Source organism: Novosphingobium sp. JCM 18896 (assembly GCF_025938095.1).
Taxonomy (GTDB): Bacteria; Pseudomonadota; Alphaproteobacteria; order Sphingomonadales; family Sphingomonadaceae; genus Novosphingobium.
This window is the reverse complement of sequence record NZ_JAPCZF010000001.1, coordinates 897,983-919,232: the sequence shown is the minus strand read 5'-3', so window position 1 is coordinate 919,232 and position 21,250 is coordinate 897,983. Positions and strand designations below refer to the sequence as shown.

The 21,250-nt window shown below is 67.2% G+C and carries 25 protein-coding genes; 13 read left to right on the top strand and 12 right to left on the bottom strand.

Annotation, left to right across the window (positions count from 1 at the left end; genetic code table 11):
• Positions 1–104: 104 nt before the first annotated feature.
• The 9 genes from OLX23_RS04435 to OLX23_RS04395 all read left to right on the top strand — a co-directional run bounded on the left by OLX23_RS04435 (position 105) and on the right by OLX23_RS04395 (position 7,712).
• Positions 105–1,487 carry an aromatic ring-hydroxylating oxygenase subunit alpha gene (locus tag OLX23_RS04435; protein WP_264443335.1) on the top strand — a complete coding sequence of 461 codons (1,383 nt, stop codon included), beginning with the start codon at positions 105–107 and terminating at the stop codon, positions 1,485–1,487.
• Between the two features lie 80 nt (positions 1,488–1,567).
• Positions 1,568–2,377: an enoyl-CoA hydratase/isomerase family protein gene (locus OLX23_RS04430; protein WP_264443334.1), complete on the top strand. Its 810-nt coding sequence runs from the start codon at positions 1,568–1,570 to the stop codon at positions 2,375–2,377.
• 1 nt (position 2,378) lies between these two features.
• Complete coding sequence (locus tag OLX23_RS04425) at positions 2,379–2,897, top strand: cupin domain-containing protein (protein WP_264443333.1); 519 nt, start codon at positions 2,379–2,381, stop codon at positions 2,895–2,897.
• A 28-nt stretch (positions 2,898–2,925) separates the two neighbouring features.
• Complete coding sequence (locus OLX23_RS04420) at positions 2,926–3,783, top strand: enoyl-CoA hydratase (RefSeq protein ID WP_264443332.1); 858 nt, start codon at positions 2,926–2,928, stop codon at positions 3,781–3,783.
• Between the two features lie 2 nt (positions 3,784–3,785).
• On the top strand, positions 3,786–4,619 hold the full coding sequence (locus OLX23_RS04415; protein ID WP_264443331.1) for an SDR family oxidoreductase: 834 nt from the start codon (positions 3,786–3,788) through the stop codon (positions 4,617–4,619).
• Entirely contained in the window at positions 4,619–5,422 is an 804-nt protein-coding gene (locus OLX23_RS04410) for a coniferyl-alcohol dehydrogenase (protein ID WP_264443330.1), read from the top strand. The genes OLX23_RS04415 and OLX23_RS04410 overlap by 1 nt, the downstream gene beginning before the upstream one ends.
• 9 nt (positions 5,423–5,431) lie before the next feature.
• Positions 5,432–5,866, top strand: coding sequence for a nuclear transport factor 2 family protein (locus OLX23_RS04405; protein WP_264443329.1), 435 nt, complete (start codon positions 5,432–5,434; stop codon positions 5,864–5,866).
• Positions 5,863–6,279, top strand: coding sequence for a GFA family protein (locus tag OLX23_RS04400; RefSeq protein ID WP_264443328.1), 417 nt, complete (start codon positions 5,863–5,865; stop codon positions 6,277–6,279). Before OLX23_RS04405 ends, OLX23_RS04400 begins: the two co-directional genes overlap by 4 nt.
• A complete protein-coding gene (locus tag OLX23_RS04395; protein ID WP_264443327.1) occupies positions 6,276–7,712 on the top strand; it encodes an aminoglycoside phosphotransferase family protein in 1,437 nt (478 codons plus the stop codon). The genes OLX23_RS04400 and OLX23_RS04395 overlap by 4 nt, the downstream gene beginning before the upstream one ends.
• 8 nt (positions 7,713–7,720) lie before the next feature.
• Here the strand turns inward: OLX23_RS04395 and OLX23_RS04390 are convergent, their stop codons facing one another.
• The 6 genes from OLX23_RS04390 to OLX23_RS04365 are packed head-to-tail and all read right to left on the bottom strand — an operon-like array spanning position 7,721 to position 12,107.
• Positions 7,721–8,065 carry a nuclear transport factor 2 family protein gene (locus tag OLX23_RS04390; RefSeq protein WP_264443325.1) on the bottom strand — a complete coding sequence of 115 codons (345 nt, stop codon included), beginning with the start codon at positions 8,063–8,065 and terminating at the stop codon, positions 7,721–7,723.
• Positions 8,062–9,186, bottom strand: a complete 1,125-nt coding sequence (locus tag OLX23_RS04385) for a hypothetical protein (RefSeq protein ID WP_264443324.1) — start codon at positions 9,184–9,186, stop codon at positions 8,062–8,064. The genes OLX23_RS04390 and OLX23_RS04385 overlap by 4 nt, the downstream gene beginning before the upstream one ends.
• Position 9,187: 1 nt before the next feature.
• Complete coding sequence (locus OLX23_RS04380) at positions 9,188–10,435, bottom strand: cytochrome P450 (RefSeq protein ID WP_264443323.1); 1,248 nt, start codon at positions 10,433–10,435, stop codon at positions 9,188–9,190.
• A 14-nt stretch (positions 10,436–10,449) separates the two neighbouring features.
• Positions 10,450–10,878: a DUF3237 domain-containing protein gene (locus OLX23_RS04375; protein ID WP_264443322.1), complete on the bottom strand. Its 429-nt coding sequence runs from the start codon at positions 10,876–10,878 to the stop codon at positions 10,450–10,452.
• 15 nt (positions 10,879–10,893) lie between these two features.
• Positions 10,894–11,673 carry an SDR family NAD(P)-dependent oxidoreductase gene (locus OLX23_RS04370; RefSeq protein ID WP_264443321.1) on the bottom strand — a complete coding sequence of 260 codons (780 nt, stop codon included), beginning with the start codon at positions 11,671–11,673 and terminating at the stop codon, positions 10,894–10,896.
• 14 nt (positions 11,674–11,687) lie between these two features.
• Positions 11,688–12,107, bottom strand: coding sequence for a nuclear transport factor 2 family protein (locus OLX23_RS04365; RefSeq protein ID WP_264443320.1), 420 nt, complete (start codon positions 12,105–12,107; stop codon positions 11,688–11,690).
• 136 nt (positions 12,108–12,243) lie between these two features.
• Between OLX23_RS04365 and OLX23_RS04360 the strand changes: the two genes are divergently transcribed.
• Complete coding sequence (locus OLX23_RS04360; RefSeq protein ID WP_264443319.1) at positions 12,244–13,032, top strand: IclR family transcriptional regulator; 789 nt, start codon at positions 12,244–12,246, stop codon at positions 13,030–13,032.
• Positions 13,033–13,187: 155 nt separating this feature from the next.
• Here OLX23_RS04360 and OLX23_RS04355 read toward each other — a convergent pair whose 3' ends face one another.
• The 3 genes from OLX23_RS04355 to OLX23_RS04345 form a co-directional block, all read right to left on the bottom strand.
• A complete protein-coding gene (locus OLX23_RS04355; RefSeq protein WP_264443317.1) occupies positions 13,188–14,396 on the bottom strand; it encodes an LLM class flavin-dependent oxidoreductase in 1,209 nt (402 codons plus the stop codon).
• An 89-nt stretch (positions 14,397–14,485) separates the two neighbouring features.
• Positions 14,486–15,655, bottom strand: a complete 1,170-nt coding sequence (locus OLX23_RS04350) for an epoxide hydrolase family protein (protein WP_264443316.1) — start codon at positions 15,653–15,655, stop codon at positions 14,486–14,488.
• Entirely contained in the window at positions 15,652–16,149 is a 498-nt protein-coding gene (locus tag OLX23_RS04345; RefSeq protein ID WP_264443315.1) for a GbsR/MarR family transcriptional regulator, read from the bottom strand. The genes OLX23_RS04350 and OLX23_RS04345 overlap by 4 nt, the downstream gene beginning before the upstream one ends.
• 70 nt (positions 16,150–16,219) lie before the next feature.
• On the opposite strand from OLX23_RS04345, the gene OLX23_RS04340 reads away from it, so the two are divergent.
• Positions 16,220–17,398 (top strand): sulfotransferase family protein, encoded by a 1,179-nt coding sequence (locus OLX23_RS04340; protein WP_264443314.1) that lies wholly within the window; start codon positions 16,220–16,222, stop codon positions 17,396–17,398.
• Positions 17,395–18,387, top strand: a complete 993-nt coding sequence (locus OLX23_RS04335) for a DUF1214 domain-containing protein (protein WP_264443312.1) — start codon at positions 17,395–17,397, stop codon at positions 18,385–18,387. Before OLX23_RS04340 ends, OLX23_RS04335 begins: the two co-directional genes overlap by 4 nt.
• Here OLX23_RS04335 and OLX23_RS04330 read toward each other — a convergent pair.
• On the bottom strand, positions 18,384–18,878 hold the full coding sequence (locus OLX23_RS04330; RefSeq protein ID WP_264443311.1) for an ATP-binding protein: 495 nt from the start codon (positions 18,876–18,878) through the stop codon (positions 18,384–18,386). The genes OLX23_RS04335 and OLX23_RS04330 overlap by 4 nt on opposite strands.
• Positions 18,875–19,447 carry a nicotinamide riboside transporter PnuC gene (gene pnuC / locus OLX23_RS04325; protein WP_264443310.1) on the bottom strand — a complete coding sequence of 191 codons (573 nt, stop codon included), beginning with the start codon at positions 19,445–19,447 and terminating at the stop codon, positions 18,875–18,877. The genes OLX23_RS04330 and pnuC overlap by 4 nt, the downstream gene beginning before the upstream one ends.
• A 150-nt stretch (positions 19,448–19,597) precedes the next feature.
• On the opposite strand from pnuC, the gene OLX23_RS04320 reads away from it, so the two are divergent.
• Positions 19,598–20,161: a carboxymuconolactone decarboxylase family protein gene (locus tag OLX23_RS04320; RefSeq protein ID WP_264443309.1), complete on the top strand. Its 564-nt coding sequence runs from the start codon at positions 19,598–19,600 to the stop codon at positions 20,159–20,161.
• A 277-nt stretch (positions 20,162–20,438) separates the two neighbouring features.
• Here the strand turns inward: OLX23_RS04320 and OLX23_RS04315 are convergent, their stop codons facing one another.
• Positions 20,439–21,245 (bottom strand): kinase, encoded by an 807-nt coding sequence (locus tag OLX23_RS04315; protein WP_264443735.1) that lies wholly within the window; start codon positions 21,243–21,245, stop codon positions 20,439–20,441.
• Positions 21,246–21,250 lie beyond the last annotated feature (5 nt).

Here is a 21,250-nt window from a genome sequence, read left to right as displayed (position 1 = left end):
TCTGGCGAAAAATAATTCACATGCCGAGATGCATTAATTAGCATCGGTCCGAAGACTGGCGATCCGCGAGGCCCGACTCGCGTCACGCCGGCAGGAGAGAAAAGATGACCCAGGATACCCAGGCCGCGCTTGCGAAGGTCCCGCATCGGGTGACCGAGCCCAAGCTTATCCCGGCCGAGCGCTACTACGACGAAGACTTCTTCAAGCAGGAGAACGAAAAGCTCTGGCCGCACGTCTGGCAGATGGCCTGCCGGCTCGAGGAAATCCCGCACATCGGCGACTACACCGAATACACGATCCTCGACAAATCGGTCATCGTCGTGCGCACCAAGGACGGGGTGAAGGCCTTCCACAACGCCTGCCGCCACCGCGGCGTGCAACTGGTCGAAGGTCCGGGCAATTGCGCCAAGACCGGCTTCATCTGCCCGTTCCATGGCTGGCGCTGGAACGCCGAGGGCAAGAACACCTTCGTCTTCGGCAAGGCCATCTTCGACGAGGCGCTGCTCGACCACGCGCTGATCGATCTGCCGCAGGTCCGCTGCGAGTTCTGGGCCGGCTGCGCCTTCATCAACTTCGACGACGACGCGCCGGGCCTGATCGAATCGCTGGGCCCCGTGGTCGACATCCTCGATGCGCGGCACGTCGATCGGCTGAAGATGGACTGGTGGTACGGCACGGTGCTGCCGACCAACTGGAAGCTCGCGATGGAGGCCTTCATGGAAGGCTATCACGTCATGCGCACGCACCCGCAGCTGCACGATCTGATGCCGGGCAATTCCTACGGTCCCGACGGCAACGAGCCGATCCCGACGCGGAACATGGATTCGCGGATGATGGTCAACAACATGATCGATTTCTACGCCCGGCTTTCCAGCGGCATGGCCGGCATGGTCCATCAGACCGAGGTCGACGTGATCGAGAAGCTGCGCGACATGGAGGTCCCCGAGGATCCGATGCACGCGCTCGGCGCCTTCTTCGCCAAGGCCCAGGCCGACATCACTGCCGACGGCCTCGCCCGCGGCGCACCGATGTTCGACATTCCCAAGGTCAACCAGGAGAAGCCGTTCCACGACGTGGAATTCATGTTCCCGCACTTCTTCCTGCTGCCCAGCTTCGCGGCGATGAGCTCGTACCGCATCCGCCCGCTGACCGCGGAGACCTGCCTGTTCGAGATCTGGTCGCTGGTCCTGCGCCCAGAGGGCGAGGACTACGACACGCCCAAGGCGCCGACGATGCTGCCTTACGATTCCGAACAGTTCCCCGAGATCCCGATGCAGGACTATTCGAACCTGCCGCGCCAGCAGCGCGGACTTCACGCCGGCGGCTTCACCCACATGCGGCTCAGCCACGAGCAGGAAGGCATGATCAGCAACTACCAGCGCCTCGTCGACGGCTATCTCGCCGGGCTCGACGCCGAGACGCTGCGCAAGGGACAGAACGCGGTCAACAGCGGCTATAACGCGCCGATCGTCGACATCGGCTTCTGAGGCCGGCGGATGGGGACTTGCGCGCGCCGTCGCGCCGGTCCCACAATCGCCCCACAACAAGCCATGGGAGCCGAAGAGAGATGACCGAAGAACCGCACATGCTCGTCGAGGTGGTCGAGGAGAACATCCTCGTCGCGACGTTCAACCGCCCCGACAAGCTCAATGCGATGAGCATCGACCTGATGACGATCCTCGACCAGGCGGTCGAGCGCTTCCGCGACACGCCCGAGCTGCGCGTTATGCTGATCAAGTCGCACGGCCGCTATTTCTCGGCCGGTGCCGACCTCAAGGCCAATGGGCCGCAGCGCGAGTTCCCGACCAAGGGTTCGCAGGTGCGCGACCAGCACCGCCGCGGTGCCAACCTGATGCGCCGCGTCTGGGATGAGATGGAATATATCGAGAAGCCGATCGTCGTCGCGCACCACGCGCGCTGCGTCGGCGGCAGCCTCGAGATGAGCCTGTCGTGCGACTTCCGCCTCGCCGCCGAGAGCGCGAGCTATGCCTTTCCCGAGGCCAAGTTCGGCGTGCTGCCCGCAACCAACGGCGTCAGCCGGCTCGTCCGCCTGATCGGTCCGCACTGGGCGCGGCTGCTGATCATGGCGAACATGCCGATCGACGCGCAGGAAGCGCGGATCGCCGGGCTCGTCCACAAGGTCTACCCCGACGCCAGCTTCGAGAGCGACGTCATGGGCTTCTGCCGCCACCTCGCGCAGCAGAACGCCGAGATGATCGGCACGGCCAAGGTCGCGATCGAGCTCGCCCACGATCTCGGCGCGCACCAGGCCGCGGCGGTCGAGCGTCTGGCCAACAGCTCGCTGATGCTGAGCCCCGAATACAAGGACCTGATGGTCAGCCACGTCTCCAATATCGGCAAAGGCAAAGGATACTGACATGGCCGAAGAGCAAGACACGTCGAAGTTCCAGATCTTCCGTGCGAAGGACGCGCCGGGGCTGATGGAAGCCAAGTGCATGACGGTCGAACCGTTCAGCGATACCCAGCGCGCCGGCATGGATAAGGCCATTGCCTCGGGCTATCTCGAGGGCGACGAGATCAAGGTGCTCAGCCAGGTCCCCGGCTTCGGCCTGACCCACGTCTGGTTCAAGCACGGCTATGCGCTGCCGCTGCACAGCCACGATTGCGATTGCCTCTACTACGTGATCGCCGGTTCGCTGATGATGGGCACCGAGGAGCTGGGGCCGCGCGACAGCTTCTTCATCCCCGCGGGCGTGCCCTACACCTACAAGCCCGGCCCCGAGGGGGTCGAGATCCTCGAATTCCGCCACGCCAACGCGTTCAACTTCGTCAACCTGGCGAAGGGCGCGGCCTTCTGGGATCGCGCGGCGGACACGGCGGCCAGCAAGCGCGAGGAATGGAAGACCGCCAAGCGCCCGTCGCTCAACAACGCCTGATCGCCCCAACACTCCCTGAAAGCCTGAAATGACCGAGACCCTGATCCGTTACGAAGACCCGGCGCCCGGCGTCGCCCGCATCGTCCTGGCCCGCGCGGACAAGCACAATGCGATCAACCCGGCGCTGATCTTCGCGATCAACGAAGCCTTCGATCGCGCGATCCGGGACGACAGCGTCAAGGTCATCATCCTGGCCGCCGATGGTCGCAACTTCTCTGCCGGGCACGACATCGCCGATACGGTCGAGCAGTACCAGCAGGCCATGCAGGACGGCGCCCCCGGCGTCTCGACCTGGAGCGGCTTCAACGAGCCGGGCGCGCATGGCTGGTACGCGGCCGAGAAGGAAGGCTACCTCGAAAGCGCGCGACGCGTGCGCAACGTCTCGAAACCGACGATCTGCGCGGTCCAGGGCAAGTGCATCGCCGGCGCGCTGATCTATGCCTGGGTCTGCGACCTGATCATCGCCGCCGACAACGCGGTGTTCTCGGACCCGGTGATCAACTTCGGCATGCCCGCGGTCGAGTGGCTGGGCCACCCTTGGGAACTCGGCGCGCGCAAGGCCAAGGAGTTCCTGTTCACCGCCGACAGCTGGAACGCCGAGGAAGCGCACCGGCTCGGCATGGTCAACCACGTCGTGCCGCTGGCCGAGCTCGAGGACTTCACCCTGGCCATGGCGCAGAAGATCGCGAGCAAGCCCGCCTTCGCGCTCAAGCTGGCCAAGGAGGCGGTCAACAAGACGCTCGACATACAGGGCCAGATGAACGCGATCGACCAGGCCTTCTCGCTCCACCACCTCGGCCACCAGCAGAACTTCCGCCTGTTTGGCTACGGCATGGACACGACCAGCCTGCCGGCTTTCGCCAGCGCACCGAAGAAGGAAGGCTGAACATGGCCGATCACATTGCCGGCAAGTCGATCATCGTCACTGGCGCGGGCTCTGGCTTCGGCAAGCTGACCGCCGAAAAGCTGGCGGCTGACGGCGCGAGGGTGACCTGCGTCGACGTCGACGGCCAGGCCGCCGAGGCCGTCGCCGTGGCGATCCGCGCCCAGGGCGGCGAGGCACAGGCGATCGCCGCCGACGTCACCTCGATCGAGGCCATGCGCGAGGCGGCGCAATCGGCGGTCCTCGCCTATGGTGCGATCGACGTCATGATCAACAACGCCGGCACCATGCCGCTGGCCTTCATCGCCGACCACGCCAGCGCCCTCCCCGCCTGGGAGCGCTGCATCGACATCAATTTCAAGGGCGTGATGCACGGCTCGATCGCGGTCTACGACCAGATGATGGCGCAGGGCCGCGGCCATGTGATCAACCTCTCGTCGATCTACGGCAACCGGCCGACCGCGGGCGCCGCGGTTTATGGCGCGACCAAGGCCGCGGTCGACTATTTCAGCCACGCCTTCCGCCAGGAAGCGCGCGGCAAGATCAAGGTCACGGTGATCAAGCCGACCGGCGTCGTGGCCACGGGCCTGGTCAAGACCGTGGTCAACTCGGCCGCCGGCGCGGGCATCGTCGGGCACCACATGGCGGGCTTCTACGAGGACTATGCCAAGCTCGCCTCGGGCGAGGCGCCCGAGCTCAGCGATCCCGAGAACATCGGCCACGCCTTCCTGACGCCCGAGCACATCGCCGATGCCATCGTCCACGCGGTCAACCAGCCCTGGGGCGTCTCGATCAGCGACATGACGATCCGCGCCTCGGGCGATCACTACGTCAACTGATGGATAGCGCCGCGGACTCGCTCGGCTATGCCGGCAAACGCGTCGTCGTCACCGGCTGCCGCTCGGGCATCGGCGCGGCGACGGCGCGGCTGCTGCTCGACGCCGGCGCCGAGGTGCATGGGATCGACTGGCAGGATAGCGACCTGCCGCTCGCCGCCTTCACCCGGCTCGACCTGCGCGATCCGGCGGCGATCGCCGAGGCGGTGAAGGCGATCGCCGGCCCGGTCGATGCGCTGTTCAATTGCGCCGGCCTGCCGCCGATGCAGCCGCCGCTCGACGTGCTCAAGGTCAACTTCATCGGCACGCGCATGCTGACCGAGGCGCTGCTCGATCGTATGCCTGCGGGCAGCGCGATCGTCTCGGTCGGTTCGGTCGGCGGCGCGCGCTGGCCGCAGCACCTGCCCGAACTGCGCGAGCTCGTCGCGACCGCGGATTTCGCCGCCGCGCTCGCCTGGTGCGAGACGCACGAGCTCGCCCAGGCCGACGCCTACGGCTTCTCCAAGGAGGCCATCGCGGTCTGGACAATGACCGCCTCGGCCCGGACCATAGCCCAGGGCGTGCGGATCAACTGCACGAGCCCGGGTTCGGTGCAGACGCCGATGCTCGCGGCGATCGAGCAGGTCACGCCGAGCGAGCGGATCGACGCCGTCGCCGCGCAGATCGGCCGCCGCTCGACGGCCGCGGAGCAGGCCTGGGTCCTGCTCATGCTCAACAGCCCGCGCGCGTCCTATCTCAACGGCGTCAACCTGCCCGCCGACGGCGGTTTCGCTGCCGCCAGCGCCGTCGCGGTGCGCCAAGCCTAGGGAGATCGCATGACCGAGATCGAGGAACTGATGGCGCGCGAGGAGATCAAGCTCCTAAAGGCCCGCCGCGACCGGGCCGTCGATACCAAGGACTGGGACCTCTACCTCTCGCTCCACGCGCCCGATCACGTCTCGCACAACGAGGGATACCCGCGCTGGGAAAGCGCGCAGGAGATGATCGAAAACGTCAGCCAGTTGCTCGGCCCGCAGACGAAGTCGGTCCATCATTCGCACACGCCCGAGATCACCTTCGAGAGTGACGAGAAGGCCAAGGGCATCTGGGCGATGGAAGACATGATCTTCGACACCGCGACCGACACGATGGTCGTCCACGGCTTCGGCCATTATCACGAGACCTACGAAAAGCGCGGCGAGCGCTGGCTGTTCACCAGTCGCCAGCTCAAGCGCACCCTGGTCAAGACTTTCGACGTGGCCGGCCGATGAGCGCCCCCGTCACCACGCTGACCGGTGGCTGCTATTGCGGCGCCGTGCGCTACGAGGCCGCGGGCGAGCCCAGGCTGCGGGCGCAGTGCCATTGCCGCGAGTGCCAGTACATCACCGGCGGCGGCCCCAACTACTTCATGATGATGCCGGTCGAAGGCTTCCGCTACGTCCGCGGCGAGCCGGCCAGCTTCACCCGCAGCGACATCGACAAGCCCGTCACGCGCCAGTTCTGCGGCACCTGTGGCACCCATTTGGCGACGCGGCTGCCCGATTTTCCCGCGCTCGTGCTCAAGGTCGGGGGGCTCGACGATCCCTCGGCTTTCGGCGGGCCACAGGCGGCGATCTATCTCGTCGATCGCCAGCCCTTCCATCCGGTGCCCGAAGGCCTCGCCCAATTCGAGCGCACGCCATGACCACGCGCAGCCCGCGCGAGCTGATCGAGATCTACTGGGAGCGCGTCTACAACAACGCCGAACCCGAGCTGATCCGCGAGGTCTGCGCCGATCCGATCGTGCGCCACGATCCCGGCGTGGTCACGCCGCTGAGCCACGATGAGCAGATCGTCCGCGTCCAGCGCAGCCTGGCGATGAAGCCGCTGTTCACCCATCGCGTGCTCCATGCCGACGACACCTTCGTGACCTCGGTCTGGAACATGGTCGATCGCGTCGGCCGCGGCATCGCGCTCTGCGGCATCGAGGTGTTCGAGGCGCACGACGGCCGCTTCACCCGCTGCTGGAATTCGAGTTACGAGAAGGGCCTGTGGGGCGAGGATGGCGACGAGTTCGATCCCGCCAGCCTGCCCTCGCCGGCCCTGGTTTCTGCTCCGGGCGAGATCAGCGCCGACTGGTTCCAGCGCGCGCTGGCCGCGGGCGGCGTGGTCGCGCCGCAGCGGCTCGCGATGGAGCCAGAGGTCACGCCAATCGGCCATGGCACCACGAGCGCCACGGTCCGTATCCGCGCGAGCTACAACAGCGGCCATGTCACGGCGCCGGCCAGCGCGATCTGCAAGATCGGCAAGTGGCCCGGCGGTGGCGGCAGCGCCGGCCCCTTCGCACGCGAACGCCAGGCCTATGCCCTGTTCGCGCAGCAGGACGAGTTTCGCGTGCCGCAGCTCTATTTCTCCGCGGGCGACGAGGCCGGGCTGAGCAACCTGTTGATCGAGAACGTCGCAGGCGTCGATCGCGACGACGGTTACTTCGCGACCTGCTCGATCGTCGAAGCCGGGGTAGCCGTTGCCGAACTGGCGCGGTTCCATCGGCACTACGTCGATGCCCCGCTGCCCGATTGGCTCTGCGACTATCGCAACCACCTGCCGAGCTATGTCCGCGGTGCGCAAGTGTTGCGCGACTGGATGGGGGATCGCCTGACGGCGGCGCAATTGGCGGCGATCGACCGGTTGGGCGATCGGGCTCTCGCCTGGCTCGATCAGCGACCGGCGCTGCGCACCTTGATCCACTGCGATCCGCGCATCGACAACATCATGTTCGAGCAAGGCCCCGAAGGCCTGCGCGCCTGCCTGCTCGACTGGCAGGGCGTGAGCAGCGGCGACCCGCAGAGCGATGTCGCCTACCTGCTGGCAACCAGCCTCACCACCGAGGACCGTCGCGCCTGCGAGCGCGCGCTGATCGGCGAGCATGCCATGCTGATGGCGGAGACCACGCCGGGCTACACCCTGCAGACGGCGCTCGAAGGCTATCGCCGCAATGTCGTTTCGGGTCTGTGGATGACCGTGGTCGCCGCGGCCTATGTCGAACACGACGATTACAACGAGAGGCTGATCGCCCTGCTTATCGATCGCACCGTGGCTACGGTCGAGGATTGGGACGGGCTCGCCGCGATCGGGTGAAGCCGCCTCTAGAGCGGCATCGTATAGACTTCGTTGTGCGCGATCAGGCCGTCCTTCAGCAGGACGAAGTCGAACCCGCGAAAACGCTTTCCGCCCATGTCGAGGAACCAGCGCGCGCAAAAGCCGCCTTCGACCGGCCACAGCGCGTCGGGCGCGTAGTGCCAGTCGGGCAGGTGCGGGAACAGGTTGCCGATATAGGCGGTCAGCGCGGCACGCCCGGTCAGCCCTCCGGCGTTCGCCCCGTCGACGTAGGAGCAATCCTCGGCATACATCGCGGCGATGCCGGGCACGTCCTTGTCGGTCCAGGCCTTCAGCCAGGCGATATTGAACCGTTCGAGGTCTTCCTGGGTCATGCGGCACCGTCCGCCATCGCGGCAAACCCTGCGGGCGCATAGGGGCCCAGCACGACCTGCTCGAGCACGCCGATCCCCTGCCGGCTGCCGTCGGTCACACGCACGACCTGCTGGGTGTGGAAGTTGGGCACCTGCAGCATGTCGAGCGCGGCCGGATCGAAGCTCTCGTGCCCCGTGGCCAGTTCGCCCTTCCAGAAGCCGTGGCCCCATTCGGGATGGCCATAGCCGATGCCCTTCATCTGGAACTTGAGGATCGGCTCGAACTGGATCGTGCGCACCGTGTCGTCATGACCGACGAGGTCGATCTCGGCGCCGCGCGCGAGCCGGGTGCCCGGGTGATAGGCGATGCGATGCCGCGCCGTGGCGAGCCGGTTCAGCCGGCCGTCCTCGACCGGGCCGCCGGGCTCGGCAGGGTAGAGCGGCGCGGTCAGCGCCTCGCGGATCAGCGGGCGGCCTTCGACATCGTCGTAGATGATCGCCTGGCTGACGTGATCGTCCCAGAACAGCGGCGCCCAGACGAAGAAGGCGCCGACCTTGCCCGCGGGCGGTGCGCCGCCGGTCTCCGGCTCACCCAGCTTGCGCGCGCCCCACGAGCGGTCCTTGACGCCGAGGCAGGTGTCCTCGCGGACCTGGATTTCGCCCTCGGGCGTGCGGATCGTGCCCGACCAGCGGCCGAACAGGTCGAACCGGGTGGCGTCCATCGTCCGCTTGGCGCCGCTCCACAAGGTCTGGCGGCTTTCCTCGATCGCGGCGGTGCGGGTCGAGAAGGTGAGGTCGCAGGACAGGCCGCTGTCGTTGTCCTCGAGCACCACGCGCGTGCGGCGCATGGGTTCGGGGAGTTCGATCCGAAACGGGCCGACCTGCATCTCGGTCCGCTCGGTGGGCGCGCGACGCGAGGCGTAGAAGCAGTGCTGCAGCTCACCCTTGCGCACCACGCTGAACGCGCAGTCGAGCACGCCGCGGTGCGGATAGAGCCCCATGGCGATCCCGAAATACCATTCGCCGTCGATCGAGAAACCGTTGAACCACGAGCGGTCGTAGGCGTTGCGATCAGTCGTCGCGACGTGCGCGACGGGCTCGGGAGTCTGGTGGATCGGGTAGTCGTCGAGCCGATTGAGCATGTCAGTTCATCACGTAGCGGATCGGCAGACGGATCGGGCCGTTGACGAAGGTCGCCGCGCTCATCTTGGGTTCGCCGTCGAGTTCGACGCTTTCGAGCCGCGGCAGCAGTTCCTCGAACAGGATCTTCATCTCCATCCGCGCCAGCGCCTGGCCCAGGCACAGATGGCCGCCGTTGCCGAAGGCGACGTGGCGGTTGGGCTTGCGATCGACGCGGAAGGCGTCGGGCTCGGCGAACATGCTTTCGTCGCGATTGGCCGAGGCATAGCAGAGCATCAGCCAATCGCCCTTGGCGATGGCCTGGCCGTTGACCTCGGTATCCTCGGTCGCGGTGCGCATGAAGTGCTTGACCGGCGAGGTCCAGCGGATCGCCTCCTCGATCATCGGCCCGATCAGCTTGGGATCGGCCTTGAGCTTGGCGAATTCCTCGGGATTCTGCGCCAGCGCCCACATCGCCCCGCCCGTCGAGGACGAGGTCGTGTCGTGGCCGGCCGTGGCGACGATGATGTAGTAGCCCATGGTGGTCAGCGGATCGAGCGGCTGCCCGTCGACCTTGGCATTGGCGATCAGTGAGGCGAGATCGTCGGTCGGATTGGCGCGGCGGTCCTCGGTCAGCTTGTTGAAATAGGCCATCATCCTGAACAGCGCCGAACGGTCGCGCTCCTGCGGCGGCGGCACGCCGTCGACCAGGTCGTCAGGATCGGCCGCGCCGAACAGCCCCTGGGTGAGCTGCAGCATCAGCGGCTCGTCCTCTTCGGGCAGGCCCAGGATCGCCATGATCACCAGCAGCGGATAGTGCAGCGCGATCTCGTTGACGAAGTCGCAGCGTCCACCCGATGCCGCCATGCGATCGACCGCGCGGCGCGCCAGCTCGCGAACGCGGCCTTCGAGCAGCTTGAGGTTGGCCGGCCGAAACCAGTGCGCGGTCATGTCGCGGTAGACCGGATGCTCGGGCGCATCCATCTGGATCAGTGACTTGACCGTCACCCCGCCGCTCTGCTGCAGGTTACGTTCGATCTCGGCCTGGGTGAACAGGATCGACTGCGGGCCGTTGGTGAACAGGTCGTTCTGGCGGCTGATCTCCATGACGTCGGCATGGCGCGTGACCACGCGGAAGCGATCGTAGCCCTCGGCCTCGACCGTTCCCAGCGGATCGTTGGCGCGCAACCACTTGTAGGCGTCGTAGATCCGCCCGTCCGAATAGGCGCGGATGTCGACCAGCAGGTCACGGATGTCGGGCGGAACGGCCATGGGATCTGTGTTCCTCAGCGCACTTCGTAGAATTCGTATTCGATCCGCGTGCCGTCTGGCCCCGGGATCAGCTTGCCCTTGCCCACGGCCTGCACCGCGTTGAGCCAAGCGTAGCGCTCGTCGCCGGTCTCGAAGACCGGGGCGACATAGGCGTGGAGGCCGTTAGCGCGGTCCGCCAGATTGAGGCGGCCCCCGTAACGGACATAGACCAGGGCATCGTCGTGGGTGCGCAGGGTCATGCGCACGTCGATCTCGCCAATCGTGCCGTTGACCGCCATCCAGTCTGCCGCGGCGGCACCGGCCAGGCTCGCGCGCAGGCGCTCGCCCGCGAATTCGGCCGAGCGCAGTTCGCCGATCGAGCGGTTGCCCGCAGGTCCGGCACCCACCGCCAGCGGCGGTGCGACCTGGACTACGGCGGTACCCAGCGGAACGAGTTCGAGCATCGCGACGTCTCCCTGTTACTTCGCGGCGAAGCGCACGCCGGCATCGAGCCGGATCGCCTGCGCGTTCATGTAGGTGTTGCGGCAGAGCTCGAGCGCGAGGCTGGCATATTCGTGTGGCTCGCCGAAGCGGTTGGGATAGGCGGTCATGGCGCTGAGCCGATCCTTGAGTGCCTGCGGCGCCTGGTTCATCAGCGGGGTCGAGAAGATGCCCGGCAGGATCGTGTTCACGCGGATGCCGAAGCGCGACAGGTCGCGCGCGATCGGCAGGGTCATGCCCGCGATCGCCGCCTTGCCCGCGGCATAGGCCGCCTGACCCATCTGTCCGTCCTGCGCCGCGACCGAGGCGGTGCAGACGATCGCGCCCCTTTCGCCGTCGATCGGATCGAGCGTGGCGCAGCCCGCGGCAAAGCGCGTGATCGTGGCGAAGGTGCCGACAGCATTGAGGTTTACCACGCGCGCGAACTCGGCCGTGGGGAACAGCTTCATCGCCCCGGTCTCGCGATCCTGGCTGACCGTGGTCTTGGCATTGCCGCCGCCAGCGCAGGAGACGAGCACGCGCTCCTGACCATGCGCCGCGCGCGCCTTGGCGAAGGCCGCGTCGAGGCTGTCGTCGGACAGCACGTCGGCTTGGCAGAACAGTGCGCCGGTCTCGGCCGCGGCCTTCTCGCCCGCCTCGGGGTTGAGGTCGAAGATCGCCACGCGGACGCCCGCCTCGCGCAGCGCCTTGACGGTCGCGAGGCCGAGGCCCGAGGCGCCGCCGGTCACCACCGCGGCTATGCTGGAATCGATCTTCATGCCCTGATCCTCTCTTAGTTCGTCGCGAGCAGCGGCGGGGTGCCCGAGCCGATCTTCTGCATCTGCACCTTGGTATGGGCGATCTTCCACCCGTCCGCGGTCCGCACGACGGTGCGGAAGTACCAGCCCATGTTCCAGGCGGCGTCCTCGGCGGCGATGAACAGATAGTTCTGGATCGTCTCGGCGCGATCTCCGTCGAGCGTGATCCGCATCGGTCCGCCCAGGTGGACGCCGTGCGGCGCCTTCGACAGCATGTCGCGCACCGCGTCGCGGCCCTTCAGCTCGCGGCGATAGACCTCGTAGACGGTGTCGTCGGTGAACAGGTCGAGCCATTCCTCGAAGTCGTTGACCTCGAGCCGCAGGCAGTACTCGTCGAGCACCCGGCGTACCGCCAGCTCGTCCGCCAGCCTCTGGAATTCCGCGTCGCTCGGCATCGCTTCCCCGTTCCTCCTCAGGTCGGCAGCGATGACAGAGGGGTTGGACCATTGCAATACATCAGGTTCATTTAGGTGGCGGTTCCGCCGCCACGATGCTTGCCCGGCGATCGCCGGAAAGCCTAGAGTGCCGGCGATGACCCTGATCGCCTCCCGCAGTCCGCGCAGCCCTTCGGCCCACGTTCGCGTCAAGCGGCCTGGCGACCGGCGCAGCCTGTCGCGCTCGGCGACGCGCGCGCTCGACGTGCTCGAGCTGTTCGGGCGCGAGTGCCGGCCGCTGCGTGCGGTCGAGATTTCGCAGACCTTGGGCACGCATCCCTCGACCACCAACCAGTTGCTCAAGACCATGCTCGATTCGGGGCACCTGGCCTTCGACGCGCGCGCCAAGACCTACCTGCCCTCGCCGCGGCTCGCCGAATTCGGCGCCTGGATCATGGCGAGCTACGGCGCCGACGGCCGGCTGCGCGACCTGATGGAGACGGTGCGCGCGGCGACGGGCATGACCGTGACGATCTCCACGCCCAACGACCTGTTCATGCAGTTGATCGACTGCGTCGTACCCGACGGCCAGCGCGGCGAACGAGGGCTCAGCGTCTCGGTGTTCGGTACCGCGATCGGCAGCGCCTATCTCGCCGCGCTCGACGACGACGAGGTCCTGCGGCTCGCCGAGCGCGCGCGGGTGCCTGCGGGCGATCTGCCCGCGGTGCTCCAGGACCTCGCGCAGATCCGCCTGGCGGGCTTCGCCGACGGCGCGACGGCGGGTTCGGACTATTGGTCGATGGCCATGCCGCTGCCGATGCGCGGGCTGCGCGTGCCGACCGTGCTGGGCCTCGCAGGAAGCACAGCGCAGGTGCGCGAGCGGCTTGGCGAATTGCATGCGATCATGCGCGAGGCCGTGGCGAACTGGGTGCCGGCGGGGGGGTAAAGGCCACATCCTCCCCGGTACGGGGAGGTGGCAGCCCGCAGGGCTGACGGAGGGGGCTATCCACCGGACGCCGTGTTCGCCGGAGAGCCCCCTCCACCCCGCCGCTTCGCGTCGCGGTCCCCCTCCCCGTTCCGGGGAGGATCAGAGGGCGATTGCTAAGCCTTCAGCAGCTCGTTCTTCTGCCACAGTGCGCCGGTCTCGGTCTGCTTTGCCGTCACTGCGATCTGCTGCTCGAGCCCCGCTGCCACGCGGTTCGCGCCGCGCTTCCTCAGCTCGGGGATCACCCTGGTTCCCAGCAGCTCGATCGACTTCATGATCGCGTCGTGCGGCAGGTAGCCGAAGTTGAGGTAGCAGAGCAGCTGGTCGACTCCGGCCTCTTCGTAGCGCAGCAGCTTCTGCAGGCATTCGTCGGGCGTGCCGACGATAACCATGTCCTCGCGGTCGAACTCCTCGATGTCGAACTCGCCGCGCGCGCGGCTTTCGAGCAGCGGGAAGGCCTGGGCCTGCTGCTCTGGCGTCAGATGCGCCATCTCCCACTTGAGGTGGAATTCGGCGATGCCCTTGTACCACCACCACATCGACTCCCAGAGCCGGTTGGTACCGAAGCTGTCGCGGCTCTCGGCGCAATGGACCAGGGTATAGACGCCGACCTTGTTGGTATGGACCCCGGTCAGCGGGGTCGCGGTCTTCTGCGCCTCGCGGTAGGAGTCGATCACGAGCTTGAGCTTGTCGAGCGGCTGCATGATCGAGAAGCACAGCAGGCCGCAGCCGTTTTCGCCCGCCATCGTCGCCGAGCTTTCGGTCGAGGCCGCCATCCAGGCCGGCGGGTGCGGGTACTGGTAGGGCTTGGGCGTGACCATCCGCTTGGGGAACTTCAGGTACTCGGAATCCTCCTCGTAGTATTCCTGCTCCCACATCCCGACGACGGTCTTGGCCGCGGCCTTCATCTTCTCCTTCGAGTTCGGGATGTCGACGCCGAAGGCGATCTGCTCCATCGGCGTCGAGCGGCCCATGCCCCAGATGGCGCGGCCGCGCGACAGCAGGTCGACCGTCGCGACCTTCTCGGCGATGCGCGCGGGGTGGATGAATTCGTGCGGCATGAGGCTGACGCCGAAGCCCAGCTTGATCCGATCGGTGATCTGCGACAGCGCGCCGAGCACGACCTCGTTGCACGGCATGTGGCTGCGGTTCTCGCGGAAATGATGCTCGACCAGCCAGACCGCCTCGAAGCCCAGCTTGTCGGCCAGGACGATCTGCTCGATATTGTCGCGATAGACCTGGCGCTCGGCCGAGCGCTGGCCCCAGGGATGCTCGCCCGCCCAGGGCTGGGGCACGTCGAATTCGTAAAGCAGGCCCAGTTCCATCGCCGAAATCCTCTCTTCGTGTCGTTTGCTGAGCGAAGGAATACCGGCGTGGATCGGCGCGCGGCAATCGCGGGCCGGCAAATCCGTATTTACGCAGGCGCGCGCAGTCCGCGGAAGAAGGTGCGAATGTCGGCGACCAGCAGATCGGGCACTTCCATCGGTGCGAAATGGCCGCCTTCGGGCAGCCGCGTCCAGTGCTGGAGGTTGTAGTAGCGCTCGGCCCATTTACGCGTCGGCACGGTCAGCTCGGCGGGGAGGATCGGTATCCCGACCGGCGCCTCGACCACGGGCATGCGGTCGTGCGACGGCGTCCAGGGATTGTGCGCGGCCTCGTAATAGTAGCGGGCCGAGGTGTGATAGCTCTCGGTCACCCAGTAGAGCATGACCGTGTCGATTAGTTCGTCCTTGGTGAAGCGGCGTTCGACCTCGCCCTGGGTATCGGCCCAGGATCGGCGCTTCTCGACGATCCAGGCGAGCAGGCCCGCGGGGGAATCGTTGAGGCCCACCGCGGGCGTCTGCGGCTTCGAGCGCTGGAGCATGAAATAGCCGACCTCCTCGGCCATCATGTGCGCGCTCTTCTGCAGCAGTTCGGCTTCCTCGGGCGCGAAGTCCGCGGGATCGGGCGGGCGCATCGCGGTCATGAAGTCGAGCGGCGCCGGCGTGTGCAGGTGGACCCCGATCACCCTGTCGGCGTGCTTGTGGCCGAGCTGCGCGGAGATGAAGGCGCCCCAGTCGCCGCCCTGCGTGGCGAAGCGATCGTAGCCGAGCCGCGTCATCAGCTCGACCCAGAGATCGGCCGTGGTCCAGAAGTTCTGGCCGGTCTTGGTCAGCGGGGTCGAGAAGCCGTAGCCGGGCAGCGAGGGCACGATGACGTCGAAGGCATCGGCCGGATCGCCGCCGTGCGCCGCGGGATCGGTCAGCGGGCCGATCACCTTGTGGAAGTCCCAGAAGGTCCAGGGCCAGCCATGATTGAGGAGCAAGGGCACCGGGTTCGGTCCCTTCCCCTTCACATGGATGAAATGGACCGGCACCCCGTCGATCGTGGTGCGGAACTGTGGGAAGGCGTTCATCATCGCCTCGCGTGCGCGCCAGTCGTAGCGCTCGCGCCAGTGCTCGGCGAGTTCGCGGACATAGGCGGCATTGGCGCCGTAGGCCCATTGGTCGTTGGCGAAATCGGCGGTCCAGCGCGTGCGCGCCAGGCGGTCGTGCAGGTCGTCGAGCACCGCCTGCGGCACGTCGATGCGGAACGGGTCGATCATGGGCTCGGCTCCTCCACCAGTCCTTCGCGGATCGCTTCCTCGGTCAGTTCGTCGATGCGGTGCCGGATCGTCGCTTCCATCTTGAGGAAGAACGAGGACAGGTGTTCGAGCCGGCGCAGCACCCGCCCCTCGGCCACGGCATCGGCCTGGTCCTGAACCAGATGGCCGAGATCGCCGAGCAAGGTCGCCTGGGCGACGAGGAAGCCCGAATAGCGTTCCGACGCACCATAGCGCACGCGCTTGCTGCCGCGTTCCTTGTGGAGGCTGGCGAGCCCGTATTTCACCAGTTCGCGCGCGGCGACGCTGGCGCTGCTCTTGGCCATGTCGAGGTCGGCGGCGATCGCATCGAGATCGACCGGCTCGGCGCTCAGCAGCAGGTAGCCGTAAAGCCGCGCGAGGGTGGGCTGCATGCCCCAGGGCGTCAGCCGCGCGGCGACGTCCTCGACGAAGCGCCGACGCGATGCATCCGAAGCGGGTTTTGACATATTCGGCATTTGTCGAATATCGTCGAAAGACAGCGGACCGGCAAGCCCCGAGTCCGCTCGAGAAAAACGGGAGAGAACAATGCTCGATGCGGCACAGATCATCGCCGAGGCCGAGGAGCGAGTCGGCGTGGCCGATACCGACGTCGGCGTGCGCGGCAATCTCGAGCGGCTGATCGCCGAGCTCGGCCGCGACTTTCCGATGTCGGACGAGGGCGAGGCCTATGTTCGCAACATGCTGCTCGTCGATACGGTCAACCGTCTCGAAGGCTTGCGCTGGCTGCGCGACTTTCCGGAAATCGCCGAGGAGCCGATCGAGGCGCCGGTGTTCCTGATGGGCCTGCCGCGCTCGGGCACGACCTATTTCCAGTACCTGTTCGACCGCGACCGCCGCTTCCGGCTGATCCGCACCTGGGAATCGATCATGCCCGCGCCGCCGCCGGGCCACGACCCCGCCTCGGTCATGCGCCGCCGCGAGGCCTGGATCGAGATGCAGAAGGGCCGCGCCCATTTCGACGGGTTCGAGGCACTGCACCTCTACGACGAGGACGGTTCGGACGAATGCCACGCCTTCCTCGAACAGAGCTTCGGTTCGGTGGGCCTCAACAACCTCTACCGCGTGCCCGGCTATTTCGACTATCTGCTCGACGAGGCTAACCTCGGCGAGACCTATCGCATCCACAAGCGCCAGCTCCAGCTGTTGCAGTGGAAGTCCGAGCGCAAGCCCTGGGCGCTCAAGTATCCGAACCACGTCCTCGCAATGGACGAGATCCTCAAGGTCCATCCGACCGCAAAGATGGTCATGACCCACCGCGATCCGGTCCAGACGCTCGCCTCGATCTGCAAGATGACCTTCAACCTGCGCGGCATGCGATCGGCCGGGCCGGTCGACAAGGCCGAGGTCGGACGGGACATGCTGCATTTCATCACCCGCCACGTCGATCGCATCATGGCCTTCGATAGCGGCCCGAACGCGGACCGTGTCGTCCACGTCGACTACTACGCGCTCGTCGCCGATCCGGTGGCCGAGATGTACCGCATCCACGCGGGCATCGGCGTCGATACGCCCGACGACGTCGCCGAGACCGTGCGCGCCTGGCACGCCGCCAATCCCAAGAACGCGCGTGGCGCCAACGCCTATACCTGGCAGGAATACGGGCTCGACGAGGGCAAAGTGCTCGAACGCTTCGGCGACTACATGCGCCGCTTCGCCATTCCTCGCGAGAACGAGGGCCTCGCCCGGATCGGCGCGCTGGCATGAGCTGGGACGCGCTCCACGCAGCCGTGGCCGAAGCCCGCGCGCAGATCGCCGCCACGGCGCCCGATGCCGAGACCCTGGCCGAGGGCGAGGCCTATCTGGCCCGCGTGCTTGCGGCGGGGCTCGGCGGGGCGGTGCTCGGTCACCTGTTCCAGCAGGATGGCCTGTCGCGCGCCCTGCCCTGCTACGGCGGTCCCAATCCCGACTACCTGATGCGCTTTGCCCCCGTGGCCGAGGGGCAGACCTATCGCCTCGAAGGCCGGCTCGAAGGCTCGGAGCGCGTCGGTGTCGGGCTCTATACCTATGGCCCCAATGGCGCGCCGATCGAGGCCGGCTATGTCGCCTTCGACCGCAGCAACGTCGCGGCCGACGGCAGCTTCGCGCTCGACATCGGCGGTAATGCCTTGCCGATCCTGCCGGGAACGCGCGTGATGCTGACCCGCACCCTGCACCGCGATCCGGCGGCCGATCCGGCAAAACTGCGCTTCACCGGCAGCCCCCCGGCCAAGGGTCTGGCGCTCGCCATGGGCAGCGCCGAGGGTGCACTCGGCTTCGTCGCGCATTCGCTCGGCAGCAATGTCCGCGAATATCTGAAGTGGACCGAGGTTGCGCGCAGCTACCGCAACCGGCTCGACCTCGCGCCGCCCGAACTGACCGCCACGGTCCAGGGCGACCGCGACACGCAATATTTCCTCGGCGGCTTCGATCTCGCCGAGGGTGAATGGCTCGAAGTGACGATGCCGGCGGACCTCGGCCCCGGCTACTGGTCGCTCCACGCCTACAACTTCTGGTACGAGAATCTGCAGACCCCGGGCGCGCATGATCGCAATGTCGTGGCCGATGCCGACGGTCGCATCCGCATCGCCGTCGGTCCAAACCCGCCCGCCGCGGCGGCGAACCGGATCGATACCCTCGGCCGGCGCAAGGGCGCCTTCGTCTGCCGGATCATCGGTGGTGGCGGCTGCCCGTCAGCCGAAGTGAAGCGCGGCTAGAGCGCGGCGATCGCCGCCAGTGCCGCCGCGCGCCGCGCCGGCCAGTCGCCGCGGATCTCGACCCAGCGCACGTCGAAGCGATCGAGCTCGTCGCGGCAGAGCCCGTCGAAGCGGAACCGCTCCTGCGCCTCGGCGTGGAGCCGCAGCCCGTCGTCGACCCACTCCACGTCGGGCGCGAGGTGGAGATAGAGGTCGGCCAGCGGATAGGCCGGCCCGCCCATGTCGGGGCCGAGCATCATCTTGTGCCAGGCGCGCGTCATCAGCCAGTCGGTATCGGTGACGACGAGGCCCCCAGGCGCCGCGGCGATGCGTTCCTGCTGCACGCGGGCGATCGCCTGCAGGTCCTCGGCCGAGCAGTCGGTGCCGTGTTCGAGGCAGTATTCGCGGCCGTATTCGGGCACCCAGACCGCACCCAGCGCCGCGGCGAGCTCGGCCGCTAGGGTCGACTTGCCCGTGCTCTCGATCCCGTGCAACGCGACGACGATCGTCATACCAGCGGTGCCGAGGCCACCCGGCTGCGCTGCCAGGCCATCAGCCCGAACACCGACATCATCAGCATGACGATATAGAGTCCCGCGGTCAGGTTCAGCCCGCGCCAGATGTAGAGCACGATCGAAAGCACGTCGATCGCGATCCAGTAGACCCAGTTCTCGATCCGGCGGTAGGACAGCAGGAACTGCGCGACGACGCTGGCGGCGGCGACCGTGGCGTCGACATGCGGCGCGGCGGCATCGGTCCAGGTCGCCATCGTCTCGCCGAGCATCGCCGACAAGGCGATCGTGCACAGCGCGCAGAGCACCAAGGTGCGCGGCGAGGACCATTCGACCACGAGGTCACCCTCGTCGTCGATCGCGCGGGTCCATTTCCACCAGCCGAACAGCTGCACGCAGAAGAAGAACACCTGCAGCATGGCTTCGCTGTAGAGCCGCGTCTCGAAGAAGATCGCGGCGTAGAGCGAGACCATCACGAGGCCGCAGGGAAAGTTCCACACGTTCCGCTGGATCAGCAGCGCGATGTTGGCGAAGCCGAAGGCGACGGCCATGAATTCCAGCTCAGTCAACGCCGCATTCCCCCACCACGGATCCCGCTATGGTTAACGGCCTTAGCGCAGCCGCGGCGGCGGCGCGAGAGGTGCCGGGGGCTTTGACAAAGCGGATCGTACCGGTGATGTGCGCCAGCCACATTCCTTGGCCACATCCAGGAGCAACCGATGGCCCGCGTCACGCCCGTCTACAAGCCCAGCGACTACCCCAATCCCGATGCCCAGACGCGCGACGACCTGGCCGAGCTGTTCGGGCAGATGTTCCCCGGCGTGGACAATCCCGAGATCGACCGGCCGCATTCGGGCGTCGCCATCGCTGCGCTCAATCCCAGGCTGGCGCTGCACCTGTCGAAGCTGTCGAGCTTCGCCGCGCTCGAACTGGGCTGGTCAAAGCGAGCCGACCTGCGCGAGATCGCGATCCAGACGGTGAACCTGCACTATGGCTCGGACTTCTCCGCCCGCTCGCGCCACCGCGCCTGGGAGGCCGTCGGTCTGCGCATGGACCAGCTCGCCGCGCTGCCCTTCTGGAAGACCACGGGCCTGCTCGACGACGAGCAGAAGCTGGTGATCGAATATGCCCTCGCCGTGGTGACCGGCGACGTCCCCGCCCCGCTGTTCGCGCGCGTGGTCCAGCTGTTCGGCGAGAAGGGTGCGGTCGAATGCACGACGGTGATCGGTATCTGGTCGATGTGGGCGATGCTGCTGAACGCGACGCAGCCTAGCCTGGATTGAACGCTCCTTCCCCGCCTTCGCCGGGATGATGGGCGGAGGGGTCGTGCCGGGGCCTTCGACAAGCTCAGGCCGAGCGGGCTGGAGGAGATAGATGCCCTTATTTCTTAGCCGTCGCCCCTGCGCAGGCAGGGGCCCATCTGACCGCGCCTCAAAGCGGCTTCCGTTTCAGGACGAAAGCTTGGTTGGGCCCCTGCCTACGCAGGGGCGACGGAGTGAGAGCAGGCGGGGGCTGTTGAGAATGCTTTTGCTCGAAACTCGCCCGTCCGCACTCCAGGACCTAGCCGATCGACAGCACCGACCGATCCAGCCCGAGCCGTACCACCAAATCCGTTCTCCCCGGCATCTCTGTAAGGATGTGGCGGGTCAGCCGCTCGTAGTGCGCGATGAAACGTGCGACGCCGGCCGCGTCCATCAGGCCGGGCGCATCGGGCCCCGCGCTTTCGCGCAGTTCGGCTTCCTGCTGCAGGCGCCAGTCGAAGACCACGTCGAAGCCCGGCGCGGCGAGCAGGACCAGCACGTCGATCCGCGCGAACAGCTCCTGGTAGACGCCGGCCAGCGCCACGTTGGCATAGCTGCGCCATAGCCCATCGGGATCTTCGCTCGCTTCGAGCGCGTTCACCGGATCGCGCAGTGCCGCCGGATCCTCGGGGTGGGCACCGACGCACCAGCCCTCGAGGATCAGCAGTTCGGTGTTCGCCGGAGCCCGGTCCCATTCCGCCTCGGGCCGGCGATCGTCGCGCGCCTTGTCGAACCGTGGCAGGCGCGCCGGCTCGCCCCGATCGAGCGCCGCAAGGACCTCGAGCCCGAGCGCGACGTCGTGCGTCCCCGGCACCCCGCGCGTGCGCAGCAGCGGATGGACGTCTTGCCCGAGCCGCTCGCGTTCGGCGCGGGTCAGATAGAGATCGTCGATCGAAAGCGTCGCCGTGGCGATCCCGCGCCGTTGGGCTTCCTCGGCCACGGCCTGCGCCAGGGTGGTCTTGCCGCTGCCCTGTGCGCCGCAAAGGCCGAGGACCAGCGGTCGTTCTTCGCCGCCCTGCCCCAGCGCCGCGAAGATCGCGGCCAGCAGGCGGGGATCTGGCGCGATCGCGG

Excerpts from the sequence above, each read along its gene's own strand:
- OLX23_RS04435 (WP_264443335.1), top strand. The coding sequence starts at position 105 with ATGACCCAGGATACCCAGGCCGCGCTTGCGAAGGTCCCGCATCGGGTG.
- OLX23_RS04430 (WP_264443334.1), top strand. The coding sequence starts at position 1,568 with ATGACCGAAGAACCGCACATGCTCGTCGAGGTGGTCGAGGAGAACATC.
- OLX23_RS04425 (WP_264443333.1), top strand. The coding sequence starts at position 2,379 with ATGGCCGAAGAGCAAGACACGTCGAAGTTCCAGATCTTCCGTGCGAAG.
- OLX23_RS04420 (WP_264443332.1), top strand. The coding sequence starts at position 2,926 with ATGACCGAGACCCTGATCCGTTACGAAGACCCGGCGCCCGGCGTCGCC.
- OLX23_RS04415 (WP_264443331.1), top strand. The coding sequence starts at position 3,786 with ATGGCCGATCACATTGCCGGCAAGTCGATCATCGTCACTGGCGCGGGC.
- OLX23_RS04410 (WP_264443330.1), top strand. The coding sequence starts at position 4,619 with ATGGATAGCGCCGCGGACTCGCTCGGCTATGCCGGCAAACGCGTCGTC.
- OLX23_RS04405 (WP_264443329.1), top strand. The coding sequence starts at position 5,432 with ATGACCGAGATCGAGGAACTGATGGCGCGCGAGGAGATCAAGCTCCTA.
- OLX23_RS04400 (WP_264443328.1), top strand. The coding sequence starts at position 5,863 with ATGAGCGCCCCCGTCACCACGCTGACCGGTGGCTGCTATTGCGGCGCC.
- OLX23_RS04395 (WP_264443327.1), top strand. The coding sequence starts at position 6,276 with ATGACCACGCGCAGCCCGCGCGAGCTGATCGAGATCTACTGGGAGCGC.
- OLX23_RS04390 (WP_264443325.1), bottom strand. The coding sequence starts at position 8,065 with ATGACCCAGGAAGACCTCGAACGGTTCAATATCGCCTGGCTGAAGGCC.
- OLX23_RS04385 (WP_264443324.1), bottom strand. The coding sequence starts at position 9,186 with ATGCTCAATCGGCTCGACGACTACCCGATCCACCAGACTCCCGAGCCC.
- OLX23_RS04380 (WP_264443323.1), bottom strand. The coding sequence starts at position 10,435 with ATGGCCGTTCCGCCCGACATCCGTGACCTGCTGGTCGACATCCGCGCC.
- OLX23_RS04375 (WP_264443322.1), bottom strand. The coding sequence starts at position 10,878 with ATGCTCGAACTCGTTCCGCTGGGTACCGCCGTAGTCCAGGTCGCACCG.
- OLX23_RS04370 (WP_264443321.1), bottom strand. The coding sequence starts at position 11,673 with ATGAAGATCGATTCCAGCATAGCCGCGGTGGTGACCGGCGGCGCCTCG.
- OLX23_RS04365 (WP_264443320.1), bottom strand. The coding sequence starts at position 12,107 with ATGCCGAGCGACGCGGAATTCCAGAGGCTGGCGGACGAGCTGGCGGTA.
- OLX23_RS04360 (WP_264443319.1), top strand. The coding sequence starts at position 12,244 with ATGACCCTGATCGCCTCCCGCAGTCCGCGCAGCCCTTCGGCCCACGTT.
- OLX23_RS04355 (WP_264443317.1), bottom strand. The coding sequence starts at position 14,396 with ATGGAACTGGGCCTGCTTTACGAATTCGACGTGCCCCAGCCCTGGGCG.
- OLX23_RS04350 (WP_264443316.1), bottom strand. The coding sequence starts at position 15,655 with ATGATCGACCCGTTCCGCATCGACGTGCCGCAGGCGGTGCTCGACGAC.
- OLX23_RS04345 (WP_264443315.1), bottom strand. The coding sequence starts at position 16,149 with ATGCCGAATATGTCAAAACCCGCTTCGGATGCATCGCGTCGGCGCTTC.
- OLX23_RS04340 (WP_264443314.1), top strand. The coding sequence starts at position 16,220 with ATGCTCGATGCGGCACAGATCATCGCCGAGGCCGAGGAGCGAGTCGGC.
- OLX23_RS04335 (WP_264443312.1), top strand. The coding sequence starts at position 17,395 with ATGAGCTGGGACGCGCTCCACGCAGCCGTGGCCGAAGCCCGCGCGCAG.
- OLX23_RS04330 (WP_264443311.1), bottom strand. The coding sequence starts at position 18,878 with ATGACGATCGTCGTCGCGTTGCACGGGATCGAGAGCACGGGCAAGTCG.
- OLX23_RS04320 (WP_264443309.1), top strand. The coding sequence starts at position 19,598 with ATGGCCCGCGTCACGCCCGTCTACAAGCCCAGCGACTACCCCAATCCC.